Annotated in this window: 5 protein-coding genes; all 5 read right to left on the bottom strand. The window is 65.9% G+C overall.

Annotated elements, in window-relative coordinates; all coding sequences use genetic code 11:
- Window positions 1-114 precede the first annotated feature (114 nt).
- Window positions 115-3,834: a beta strand repeat-containing protein gene (locus tag G6N13_RS25700; RefSeq protein ID WP_163697356.1), complete on the bottom strand. Its 3,720-nt coding sequence runs from the start codon at window positions 3,832-3,834 to the stop codon at window positions 115-117.
- Entirely contained in the window at window positions 3,746-4,645 is a 900-nt protein-coding gene (locus G6N13_RS12320; protein WP_163697355.1) for a hypothetical protein, read from the bottom strand. The genes G6N13_RS25700 and G6N13_RS12320 overlap by 89 nt, the downstream gene beginning before the upstream one ends.
- An 82-nt stretch (window positions 4,646-4,727) precedes the next feature.
- Window positions 4,728-5,009 (bottom strand): hypothetical protein, encoded by a 282-nt coding sequence (locus G6N13_RS12315; RefSeq protein ID WP_163694436.1) that lies wholly within the window; start codon window positions 5,007-5,009, stop codon window positions 4,728-4,730.
- A gap of 816 nt (window positions 5,010-5,825) precedes the next feature.
- Window positions 5,826-9,779, bottom strand: a complete 3,954-nt coding sequence (locus tag G6N13_RS12310; protein ID WP_163697353.1) for a DNA-directed RNA polymerase subunit beta' — start codon at window positions 9,777-9,779, stop codon at window positions 5,826-5,828.
- Between the two features lie 37 nt (window positions 9,780-9,816).
- Window positions 9,817-13,314: a DNA-directed RNA polymerase subunit beta gene (rpoB, locus tag G6N13_RS12305; protein ID WP_179964980.1), complete on the bottom strand. Its 3,498-nt coding sequence runs from the start codon at window positions 13,312-13,314 to the stop codon at window positions 9,817-9,819.
- Window positions 13,315-13,515: the final 201 nt, after the last annotated feature.

Here is a 13,515-nt window from a genome sequence, read left to right as displayed (position 1 = left end):
AGATCGAGGACCTCGTCCCCATCCACCTGGCAGCTTAACGACGCATCACCAGCAGGAAGCTCCCCCGCCCAGAGGACGGGGGAGCTTCGCGTGCTGAATTGTTAGGCGACCGGACTACGGTGCCGTAGCAGGCGTGCCGTCGACACCGGGGACACCGATGGACCCGTTGAGACCGCCCGGGGAACCGGCACCGGCATCGCCAGCGTGCAGGACGACATTCGCGGCTGCGTTGGTGGCCGTTGCCGATCCACCATCACCGCCGGCACCGCCGGTCCCTGGCAAAACGACGCTGACATAGTAGCCACCGTCACCACCGGCACCACCCGCGCCGCCGGTCGCAATGAGACCGGTCGAGGTAACAGCGGACGCGTTGATCGAGGCGACGCCACCGTCACCACCGACCCCGCCCAGTGCGACACCGAGGGTGTTCGTGACATCCGTACCACCAGCGCCACCGGCACCGCCGGTGGCGGCGCCACCTGCGGTGCCGTTGGTAGCGGCACGAATGTTAGCCTCGCCACCGTCACCGCCGGCTGCCGCGTCGACGCTGTCGCCACCGCGACCACCGATCGCTGTGCTGCCGACACCAATGGCTCCGCCCGGGCCACCGACGACACTGCCGCCACTGACAGTGTAGTAACCCGACTGAATCAGAGCCTTGCCGCCGTTACCGGCAACCGAGGTCTCACCGCCGGTGCCGGTACCGCCGGCACCACCGGTCGCGGTACCCGTCGCCGATCCACCGTTGTAGGTGTTGTCGATGCCTACTTGGGTGTTTCCGGCGCTGACCTCCGCGAAACCACCGCCACCACCGACACCACCGTTGGTGCCGTTGCCGCCGACACCGCCGTTAGCAGTGCCGTCCGTGACGCTGCCACGGTAGTAAGCCAGCACGTTGGCGTCGCCGCCGACACCACCGACGCCGCCGGTGACATCGCCGGTACCACCGTTACCGCCGTACGCCTTGCCGGTCACAACGGTGGAGCCCTGCTTAGCGGAGGTGGTGGCGTTACCGCCGTGACCGCCACCGATGCCACCGCCGTTACCGCCGGTTGCGCTGCTGCCAGTGATGGCGCTGTTGCCAGGGGTGGTGACGGTGCCAGGGAAGGTGGTGGTGCCGGTGGCCCCGACAGTGCCTAGACCGCCGTAGGTTCCGCCACCCGCGCCGCCGTTACCGCCGTGTGCTTGGCTGCCGGAGACGCTAGCCGTGCTGGCGACGTCGCCCGTGGCGTAGAGCTCGCCCTTGCCGCCGTAGGCTGCGAGACCCGAACCGCCGTTACCACCGGTCGCGCTGCTACCGGAAACGGTGGTCAGGTTGGCGTCGTCGACGCCGTACTGGGTCCACACGTAGCCGAGGCCACCATTGGCATTCTCGCCCGAACCGCCATTACCGCCGGTCGCCGAGCTGGTGGAGATGCTGCCGAAGTGGGAGGCCGATACGGTGGCATCGCCACCGTAGGATAGGTCACCCGAGCCGCCATTACCCGCGGTCGCGGTGCCACCGGTCATGGTGGAGCTGACCGAGGCCGTGACCATGGCAAAGCCACCATCGGCACCCCCGCCCGAGCCGCCATTACCGCCAACAGCTGTACTGGCAGTCACGCTCGAGCCTGTACTGGCAGTCGGGGTCGAGCCGAACGAGGAGGAGATGTCGGCGTTGCCACCGTGACCGCCCGTTCCGCTGGTCGCGCCGGCACCACCGGTGGAGGTGCTGCCGGAGATGCTCGACACGTCGTAGGCCTCGATCGTGGCGTCACCACCGTAGGCGCTGCTGGTCAGGCCACCGGCACCACCGGTCGCTGTGCTGTCGGTGATGCTGCCACCGGCGGGCGGTTCATTCGTTTGGTAGAACTCGGCCAGGATGTGCGCCGCACCACCATTGCCATCGACACCGGCGTCACCACCGAAGGCATGACCGCGCGTCACGGTGCTACCGACATCCCTGACCGTGATGTCCGACTTGCCGCCCGCACCGTCGCCGGTGGCACTGCCATCGCCACCAGTGGAATCGCTGAAGGAGACCTTGCCGCCGCCCTCCGAGTCGATCGCCGAGTCGCCGCCCACCGCGGCACCACTACCGGCACCACCGGCACCACCGTTCGAGACGCTGGTAAAGACGCTGCTGTCGACACCATCCGCGTTGATGATGCCGGAGCCGCCGTTGCCGTAATCGCCGCCGTCACCGCCATTGGCATCGCTGAAAGTGACCGTGCCGCCATTGGCGACGGAGACTAAGCCGTCGCCGCCGTCACCCCGGATACCGGCATCGCCGCCGGTCACATCGGTATTGGTCACACTCGAGCTCGAGTCAGTCGCGTTGATAAAGGCGCCGCCGCCATCAGCACCCGCACTGCCCTTACCGCCGGTCACCGTGCTCGTGGAGACGGTGACACCGCCCAGGGCGCTAATCCCGCCGTCACCACCGTCGCCGGCATCGGTGACACCGCTCTGCGCGCCACCGGCACCACCAGTGGCCGTGCTGTTTTTGATGGTCGAAGCCGCCAGCGCCAGAAGAACGCCGTCCCCACCGTCACCGCCCGTGCCGGTGCCGACGCCGGCAGCGCCCGCACCTCCGGCGCCACCGGTCGCAGTGCCACCGACGATCGCGGAGTTAGCGCCGTCGACAATAAGCCCGCCGTTTCCACCGGTACCGCCGGAGCTGCCGTTGCCCGTGGCCGTACCAGCACCACCCTGGCCACCCTGGCCGCCAGTTGCGGTGCTGGTCAGGATCACGCCGCCATTGGATTCCCTGACAGCGGCACCACCGCCACCACCACCGCCACCGCCGCCGAAGCCGCCGGTCGTGCCGGTCGGCGTATAGCCAGCGCCACCCGCACCGCCGGCACCACCGATAGCGACACCGCCGACGCTGTTATCGAACACACCGCCGGTGCCGCCCTGGCCACCAGCACCACCAGCGCCACCGTGGGCACCGTTACCGCCGAGGCCACCGATACCACCAGTGCCACCCTCCTGGACGAAGCTCGACACAGCGTCGCCGGCACCGCCCTGGCCACCAGCGCCACCAGCGCCACCGTCACCACGGACAGTGCCAAGGCCGCCGTCGCCGCCGACACCACCGGCACCACCGGTGCCGGGATCGTAGCCGGTCACCGAGGCGTCACCAGCCACGCCGGTACCGCCGATGCCGCCGACACCGCCGGCACCACCGTTACCGCGGATACCAGCGGTGGCACCCGAGCCACCCAGACCACCGTTACCGCCGTCACCGCCGCCACCGCCGGCAGCGCCTATGCCATTGAGCACGCCTGCGACACCATCGGCACCCTTCGCGCCGGTGCCACCGACACCGCCGTCACCGCCATCACCGCCGTTGCCGGAAGCAGCAGACCCGCCCAGGCCGGTACCGCCCAGACCACCGTTACCGCCCTGCCCACCGTCACCAGCGTTGCCACCAGTACCACCGGGCAAAACCGCATTCAGACCATGTCCACCGGTACCACCGGTACCACCGTCGCCGCCGACGCCACCGACGCCGTCGTTGCCGGACACGGCTCCGCCTGCACCACCGTTACCGCCACGTCCACCGTTGCCACCGGTACCGCCGGTCTGGCCAATACCACCCGTGGCACCGTCAGCGCCGCGGCCGCCCTTACCACCGGCACCGCCATCACCATAGGAGCCGGCGTTACCGCCGTTGCCACCATTCCCGCCGGCCACCGAGGGATCATCACTGCTCCAGCCAGCGCCACCAACGCCACCGTTACCGGTACCGGTCGCAGCATTACCGGCTGCGCCGCCCGTGCCGGGGGTCGGGGTGCCGCTGCCGGAGGCCGCCACCGGCACCACCGTTGCCCGCCGTGCCGCGTTCACCGCCGTTACCACCGGTGCCGCCGTTCGGGTTGCCCTCAACGCCGTTACCACCGGCACCACCGTTACCGGCCTTGCCTGCGTTACCGCCCTTGCCGCCGTTACCGCCAGCACCGGCAACACCGGTCGAAGTCACCAAAAACAGCAGGCTCGCCGCCGTACCGCCATTACCACCAACACCACCAGCGCCGCCCGTGCCGCCGATGCCGCCATCGAGGCCGTCGCCGCCGTTCTGGGCGATGGCCGTCGGGGTAGCGTTAGCGCCATTAGCGCCATTAGCGCCGTCAGCGCCCGAGCCGCCCTGTCCACCAAGGCCACCCTGGCCACCGGCACCTGCGGTGCCCAGCAGCCGGCTGCCGTTACCACCGTTACCGCCGGCACCACCAACCCCACCGGTACCACCGTTGGGAGTCGCGCTCGTGCCAGCAAGGCCGTTCGCGCCCGCACCACCAGCGCCACCAGCGCCACCGTGGCCACCCAGCGAGAAGACGCCGGCGCTACCACCGTTGCCACCCTTGCCGCCCGCCGTACCCGCCGTGGTCGCGGCAATGCCCGCGCCACCGGCACCACCATTACCGAGGAGCGCACCGCCACGACCGCCGTTGCCGCCGCCCCAACCGGCGCCACCGCTACCAATCAGACCGGCGCTACCACCGTTGCAGGTGGTAGCGCAGGTCGCCGCGGTCCAGCTGTAGCCATTACCAGCCAAAATGCCGGCATTCGCGTGGGTCGCCGTGCCATTGCCGATCAGCCACAGCGAACCGATACCGATCACAAAGTTCGCACCCAGCGTGTGAGCCTGCGGGATCGTCACGACTGCTGCGGTAGTGCTGACAGTCTCATCACCGGTGACTGTCGCAGCCGCGCTGACTGATGGCGATCCACTCTTCTGAGACTCAACGGCACTGCCGGAGTCCGAAACATCCGACGCCGCGCCGGATTTTGGCGACGAAGTCCCACGACCAGCGGCTGCCGACCCCTTGCTCGCCGAACCCGACTTGGCCGTACCCGACGTACCTTGATCTGACGCCGCCGAGGGGCTGCTGGTCGCGGGCTTCTTTGACGACCTGCTGTGAGAAGACGACGAGGATCCATCGCTTGACGAACTTGCCCCCCCACCCGAACCCGCCGAGCCCGCCGAACCCGTCGTGTCCGCGTACGCCGTCGCAGGCATCCACGCGACCGCGGCACCAATACCGAGTGCCACCGCCAACGCACCGACCCGACCCACATACACAGACGAACCAACGTCCGTCTTGCGCACTGCCCGATGTTGACCCATGAATTCCGCTACCTATCTCTCAGTGATGAACAACCAGTGATGCACGACTGTGTAACTACAGATATTAGACCTCACGGCGCAGACGTTCAGAACGACGGCCGGCCATGCGGGACCCCCTAGTAGTCAGGTAGCAGCCTAACTCAGAGCTCTCCGCAATACCCGCCAAATTCCTCAAAAAGATTTGAACGCGCCACAGGAAAAACTCATAGTGCGCTCACAATCCGGGTGCCGCCCTACAGACGCGCCCTCCAACTGGGCCACCGCATGGTTTTTGAGCAGCAGTAACTACTCGCCATCACAGCCGAACGGCACTGCAGACCCAGCCGGCAGGGGCCAGTACTCGTCGTGGACATTTAGTCTCAGCTACGGGCCGCGATCACCGACGCCCCGGCAGCCACCAACAGGCAGCGCGCGCCGACCACACGGGCCGCCAAGCAAAAGTCGACCCCGCACTCAAAGGATCGCGGCCGTGCCAGGCACCGGCGTCCGCGCACCAGTGGGAGCTTCGGCGGCGCGAACGGTGTCGGCGGTAAAGCCATGAGCCACAACAGCATTCATCGAACTCTGGACTGACGCCCGCCCCTGAAGAGCGGCCACCGGTCGCGTCGAACCATCATCTTGCGTGACCCAACCGGCCCCGATCAGACGAAAGCCGCCCCGGCATCAAACCGGGGCGGCTTTCTACTTGCCTCTTGACGAAACCGCTTACATATCAGCGGTAATCGCTGTAGCCGTAATCGTCCAGCGGCACCGCAGCGCCGGTGGCCTGGCCGAAATCGGGGCTGTAGTACTGATCCTCGTAGGACGGGATCGTGTACGCCGCGGCCCGGGCCTCTTCGGTCGGCTGCACCTGGATGTTGCGGTAGCGGCTGATACCGGTACCGGCCGGGATCAGCTTGCCGATGATCACGTTCTCTTTCAGACCATTCAGCCTGTCGCTGCGACAGTTGATCGCCGCATCGGTCAGCACTCGAGTGGTCTCCTGGAACGACGCCGCCGACAGCCACGAATCGGTGGCCAGCGATGCCTTGGTGATACCCATCAGCACCGGACGGCCTGCCGCGGGCTCTGCACCCTCGGCAACGGCTCGGCGGTTCTCCGACTCGAACTCGCCACGCTCGGTCAGGGAGCCGGGCAGGAACTCCGTTGCGCCCGAATCGATGATCGTGACGCGACGCAGCATCTGCCGAACGATGACCTCAATGTGCTTGTCGTGGATCGACACACCCTGCGCCCGGTACACCTCCTGGACCTCTTTAACGAGGTGGATCTGCACCTTGCGCGGGCCCTCGATACGGAGCACCTCGTGGGGGTCGGCCGAGCCCTCAAGGAGCTGCTGGCCCACCTCGACGTGGTCGCCGTTGACAAGCAACCGCTCGCTGCCGTCGTCGTGCTTGAAGACCTTCAACCGCTGACGCTTGGAGAGCTTGTCGTACACGACCTCCTCGCTCCCGTCGTCGGGAACGATGGTGATCTTGTAGAACTTCTCGGTCTCCTCCAGCTGCACCCGCCCGGCGACATCGGCGATCGGTGCGCGGTTCCGCGGAACACGCGCCTCGAACAGCTCCTGCACGCGGGGCAGACCACCGACGATGTCGGCGCCACCGGTAACACCACCCTGGTGGAAGGTGCGCATGGTCAGCTGCGTGCCGGGCTCACCGATGGACTGCGCGGCCACGATGCCGACGGCCTCGCCGATATCCACCAGCTTGCCGGTGGCCATCGAGCGGCCATAGCACATCGCACACACGCCAGAGCCGCTGGTGCAGGTGAGCACCGAGCGAACCTTGACCGAGGTGATGCCGGCCTCCAGCAGAGCGTCGATCGCCGGATCGCCGAGGTCGTGCCCGGCCACGACGATCACAGTGCCCTTTTCGTCGACCGCATCAGCGGCCAGCGTGCGGGCGTACGCCGAGGTCTCGACGTGCGGATCGCGGATCAGCGCATCACCCTGCAGCTCGGCGAGCTCGACGATGATGCCGCGCTCAGTGCCGCAGTCGTGCTCGCGCACGATGACGTCCTGGCTGACGTCCACCAGACGACGGGTCAGGTAACCCGAGTCAGCGGTACGAAGTGCCGTGTCCGCCAGGCCCTTTCGGGCACCGTGGGTGTTGATGAAGTACTCCAGCACCGTCAGGCCCTCACGGAACGAGGACTTGATCGGGCGCGGGATGAACTCGCCCTTCGGGTTGGTCACCAAACCCTTCATGCCGGCCAGCGTCCGGGTCTGGGTGAAGTTACCCGTCGCACCGGAGTCCACGATCGTGATGATCGGGTTGTCCGACGGGTAGTGCGCCCGCAGTGCCTGGCCGACCTCTTCGGTGGCTTCCTTCCAGAGCTCGACGAGAGCGTCGTTGCGCTCCTGCTTGTTCAAAGCACCACGCTGATACTTCTTTTCGATCGCGTCGGCTTCGCCCTCGTAGCGCTCGAGGATCTCCTGTTTCTCCGGCGGCACGATCACGTCGGCCATCGAGACCGTGACACCCGAGCGGGTGGCCCAGTGAAAACCGGCGTCCTTGAGCTTGTCGACGGTCTGCGCGACGACGATCATCGGGTAGCGCTCGGCCAGATCGTTGATGATCCGGGCCTGGACCTTCTTGTGCATCTGCTCATTGACGAACGGATACCCCTGCGGCAGAAGCTCGTTGAAGAGCACCCGGCCCAGAGTGGTCTCGGCGGTCCAGGCATTGCCCGGGCGCCAGCCGTTCTCGCCGAACAGTTCGTTCTCGACCTCGTGCGGCGGACGCAGCTGCGTCAGGCGCACCTTGATCTGAGCCCGAACCGACAGCGCACCACGGTCGAGCGCCATGATGGCCTCGGCCGGCGAGCTGTACACACCGAACTCGGGAGCGTCCTTGGCGGCCGCGACATGCTCACCCTGAGCGCCGGGGATCAGCGTAGTCAGGAAGAACAGCCCGGTGACCATGTCCAGACGCGGCATGGCCAGCGGCTTACCCGACGCCGGTGACAGGATGTTGTTGCTCGACAGCATCAGGATGCGGGCCTCGGCCTGCGCCTCGGCGCTCAGCGGCAGGTGAACTGCCATCTGGTCGCCGTCGAAGTCGGCGTTGAACGCCTCACAGACCAGCGGGTGCAGCTGGATGGCCTTGCCCTCCACCAGCTGCGGCTCGAAGGCCTGGATACCAAGGCGGTGCAGCGTAGGTGCACGGTTCAGCAGCACCGGGTGCTCGGCGATGACCTCTTCGAGGACATCCCACACCTGGGGACGCTGACGCTCCACCATCCGCTTGGCGCTCTTGATGTTCTGCGCGTGGTTCAGGTCGACCAGACGCTTCATCACGAACGGCTTGAACAGCTCGAGAGCCATCAGCTTGGGCAGACCGCACTGGTGCAGCTTGAGCTGCGGGCCGACCACGATGACCGAACGGCCGGAGTAGTCGACACGCTTGCCGAGCAGGTTCTGGCGGAACCGGCCCTGCTTGCCCTTGAGCAGATCGGACAGCGACTTGAGCGGGCGGTTGCCCGGTCCCGTGACCGGACGGCCGCGACGGCCGTTGTCGAACAGCGCGTCCACCGACTCCTGGAGCATGCGCTTCTCGTTGTTGACGATGATCTCGGGCGCGCCGAGGTCGATCAGTCGCTTCAACCGGTTGTTGCGGTTGATCACGCGGCGGTACAGATCGTTGAGGTCGGAGGTCGCGAAGCGGCCACCGTCGAGCTGGACCATCGGGCGCAGCTCCGGCGGGATCACCGGGACTGCATCGAGCACCATGCCCATCGGCGAGTTCCGGTTGGTCTGGAACGCAGCGACCACCTTCAAGCGCTTGAGCGCCCGAAGCTTCTTCTGCCCCTTGCCATTACGAATGGTGTCGCGCAGGCTCTCGGCTTCGGCGTCGATGTCGAAGGTCTCGATCAGCTTCTGGATCGACTCCGCGCCCATCGAGCCCTGGAAGTACTCGCCGTAGCGGTCGACCAGCTCGCGGTAGAGGTTCTCGTCGACGATCAGCTGCTTGACGGCCAGCTTGGTAAAGGTCGTCCAGATCTCATCGAGGCGGTCCAGCTCACGCTGGGCCCGATCACGCAGCTGGCGCATCTCGCGCTCGCCGCCGTCGCGCACCTTGCGGCGCACGTCGGACTTGGCGCCCTCGGCCTCCAGCTCGGCCAGGTCGGCCTCGAGCTTCTGGGCGCGGGCCTCCAGATCGGAGTCACGCTGATCGGCGACAGCCTTCTTCTCGACCTCCATCTCGGCTTCGAGAGTGGAGAGCTCGTTGTGGCGCATGTCGTTGTCGACGGCGGTGATCACGTAGGCGGCGAAGTAGATGATCTTCTCGAGATCCTTCGGCGCCAGATCCAGCAGGTAGCCCAAGCGCGACGGAACGCCCTTGAAGTACCAGATGTGCGTGACCGGTGCGGCCAGCTCGATGTGGCCCATCCGCTCGCGGCGCACCTTGGCGCGAGTGACCTCGACACCGCAGCGCTCGCAGATGATGCCCTTGAAACGGACACGCTTGTACTTGCCGCAGTAGCACTCCCAGTCGCGAGTCGGTCCGAAGATCTTCTCGCAGAACAGGCCGTCCTTCTCAGGCTTGAGCGTGCGGTAGTTGATGGTCTCCGGCTTCTTGACCTCACCGAAGGACCAGGTACGGATGTCATCCGCGGTCGCGAGACCGATGCGGAGTTCATCGAAGAAGTTGACGTCTAGCACGTAACTCCCTTTCCCCTTTCGGGACTAGAAACACTCATTAGGCAAGATCTTCGACAGAGGCAGATTCGTTGCGCGACAGGTTGATTCCCAGGTTCGCGGCAGCGCGCTCCAGGTCCTCATCGTCACCGTCACGCATCTCAATTGCCGCGCCGTCCGAAGACAGCACCTCAACGTTCAAGCACAGCGACTGCAGCTCCTTGAGCAGCACCTTGAACGACTCCGGAATACCCGGCTCGGGGATGTTCTCGCCCTTGACGATCGCCTCGTAGACCTTGACCCGGCCGACGGTGTCGTCGGACTTGATGGTCAAGAGCTCCTGCAGCGTGTACGCCGCGCCGTAGGCCTGCATGGCCCAGCACTCCATCTCACCGAACCGCTGACCACCGAACTGCGCCTTACCACCCAGCGGCTGCTGGGTGATCATCGAGTACGGACCAGTCGAGCGGGCGTGGATCTTGTCGTCCACCAAGTGGTGCAGCTTGAGGATGTACATGTAGCCGACCGTCACCGGGTACGGGAACGGTTCGCCGCTGCGGCCGTCGTACAGCACGGCCTTGCCGTCACCGTTGACCAGAACTTCACCGTCACGGTTGGGCAGCGTCGAGCTCAGCAGACCCTGCAGCTCCTCTTCGCGGGCCCCGTCGAACACCGGCGTAGAGACGATGCTGTCCGGCTCGGAGCGATGCAGATCCTCGGGCAGGTTCGCCGCCCACTCGGGAGCACCCTCGATGTTCCAGCCGGCCTTGGCCACCCACCCGAGGTGGGTCTCCAAGATCTGACCGATGTTCATCCGTCGCGGCACACCGTGCGTGTTCAGGATGATGTCGACGGGGGTCCCGTCCGGCAGGAACGGCATGTCCTCGACTGCCAGGATCTTGCCGATGACGCCCTTGTTGCCGTGGCGTCCGGCGAGCTTGTCACCGTCGGAGATCTTGCGCTTCTGGGCCACGTAGACGCGGACCAGTTCGTTGACGCCTGCGGGCAGCTCGTCGTCGTCCTCCCGGGAGAACAACCGGATACCGATGACCTTGCCGGACTCACCGTGCGGCACCTTGAGCGACGTGTCTCGTACCTCGCGCGCCTTCTCACCGAAGATCGCGCGCAGCAGCCGCTCCTCTGGGGTCAGCTCGGTCTCGCCCTTCGGGGTGACCTTGCCGACCAGGATGTCGCCGTCGCGGACCTCGGCACCGATGCGAATGATGCCGCGCTCGTCGAGATCGGCCAGCACCTCATCGGAGACGTTCGGGATGTCCCGGGTGATCTCCTCGGCGCCCAACTTGGTGTCGCGGGCATCGATCTCGTGCTCCTCGATATGGATGGACGTCAAAACGTCCTCCTCAACCAGGCGTGACGAGAGGATGATCGCGTCCTCGTAGTTGTGGCCTTCCCACGGCATGATCGCCACGAGCAGGTTCTTGCCCAGCGCCATCTCACCGTTCTCGGTGCACGGCCCGTCGGCCAGTACCTGGCCCGACTCGACCCGCTGCCCGGCGTCCACGATCGGGCGCTGGTTGGCGCACGTGCCGTGGTTGGAGCGGGCGAACTTGCGCATCCGGTAGGTGTGCCGGGTGCCGTCGTCGGCCATCACGGTGATGTAGTCGGCGGAGACCTCTTCGACCACCCCAGCCTTATCGGTCACGACCACGTCGCCGGCGTCGATCGCCGCACGCAGTTCCATACCGGTGCCCACCAGCGGTGCCTCGCTGCGCACCAGCGGAACCGCCTGGCGCTGCATGTTGGCACCCATCAGAGCGCGGTTGGCGTCGTCGTGCTCGAGGAACGGGATCATCGCCGTCGCGACCGACACCATCTGGCGCGGCGAGACGTCCATGAAGTCAACCTCGGCGGGCGTGACGTTCTCGACCTCGCCACCCTTACGACGGACCAGAACGCGGTCCTCGGTGAAACGACCCTTGTCATCGGTCGGCGAGTTGGCCTGCGCCACGACGTGGCGGTCCTCCTCGTCGGCAGTCAAGTAATGGATCTCATCGGTGACCGCACCATCGACGACCTTGCGGTACGGGGTCTCGATGAAGCCGAACGGGTTGACCCGGGCGTACACCGACAGCGAACCGATCAGACCGATGTTGGGACCTTCAGGGGTCTCGATCGGGCACATCCGGCCGTAGTGGCTGGAGTGCACGTCGCGGACCTCAAGGCCGGCGCGCTCACGGGACAAACCACCTGGACCCAACGCCGACAGGCGGCGCTTATGGGTCAGACCCGACAGCGGGTTGTTCTGGTCCATGAACTGCGACAGCTGGCTGGTACCGAAGAACTCCTTGATCGCCGCCACGACGGGACGGATGTTGATCAGGGTCTGCGGCGTGATCGCCTCGACGTCCTGAGTGGTCATCCGCTCGCGGACAACGCGCTCCATTCGGGACAGGCCGACCCGAATCTGGTTCTGGATCAGCTCGCCGACGGTACGCAGACGACGGTTACCGAAGTGATCGATGTCATCGACCTCAACCGGGACCTCGACGCCACCGGGGGCGGTCATCGTGGTCTGGCCCTCGTGCAGGCGCACCAGGTATTCGATGGTCGCGACGATGTCCTCTTCGGTCAGCGTCGAGCTGGTGATCGGCTGGCCCGCGTTGAGGCCCAGCTTCTTGTTGACCTTGTAGCGGCCCACCCGGGCCAGGTCGTAGCGCTTGTCCTTGAAGAACAGGTTCTCCAGCAGGGTCTGCGCGGACTCCTTGGTCGGCGGCTCGCCCGGACGCAGCTTGCGGTAGATATCCAGCAACGCCTCATCGGAGCCGGCGGTGTTGTCCTTCTCCAGCGTCGACATCATGATCTCGGAGAAGCCGAAGCGCTCCCGGATCTGCTCGTTGGTCCAGCCGAGCGCCTTGAGCAGCACGGTGACCGGCTGGCGGCGCTTGCGATCGATACGCACCCCGACGGTGTCGCGCTTGTCGACGTCGAACTCCAGCCACGCACCGCGGCCGGGGATCACCTTGACGCTGTGCAGCGTCTTCTCGGTGGACTTGTCGATGGTGTCGTCGAAGTACACACCCGGCGAACGGACCAGCTGGCTCACCACGACACGCTCGGTGCCGTTGATGATGAAGGTGCCCTTCTCGGTCATCATCGGGAAGTCACCCATGAAGACCGTCTGGCTCTTGATCTCACCGGTGTTGTTGTTGATGAACTCGGCCGTGACGAACAGCGGGGCCGCGTACGTCATGTCCTTGTCTTTGCACTCGTCGACCGGAGCCTTGACCTCGTCGAAACGCGGGTCGGAGAAGCTCAGCGACATCGAGCCCGAGAAATCCTCGATCGGCGACAGCTCGGTGAGGACCTCTTCGAGGCCACCCACCGGGTTGACGTCACCACGCGCCTCAGCGATCGCGCGCCAGCGCGGCGAGCCGATCAGCCACTCGAACGAGTCCGTTTGGACGTCGAGCAGGCCGGGTACCTCGAGAGGCTCGCGCAGCTTGGCGAAGGAAATTCGTTTTGGTGCTCCGGGAACGGAGTTAGAAGTAGTAGTCGTTTTGCTCTGGCTAGAGACTGCCAAGATGCATCCTTCCAGCACCTAATGCGACTGTCCGGAGGAAATCCGAGGTCGCGATATCTGCATCGGTTCGGCTGGCCACTCAAGGCCCGGCCTTTCCCCGACGCACGCGACACACAAGTAGGTCTCTGAGCGGTCAAAACTGGGCTCAGGCTTAAGGACCGGGCGTCAGGTGCAGGTTGAGGTGGGCAGGAGGGAGCCAGCGCAACGTCCAACAATAGC

The sequence above is a fragment of the Mycolicibacterium sarraceniae genome (genome assembly GCF_010731875.1).
Classification (GTDB): domain Bacteria; phylum Actinomycetota; class Actinomycetes; order Mycobacteriales; family Mycobacteriaceae; genus Mycobacterium; species Mycobacterium sarraceniae.
The sequence above is the reverse complement of the archived record's forward strand: the minus strand, read 5'-3'. Positions and strand labels throughout refer to the sequence as shown.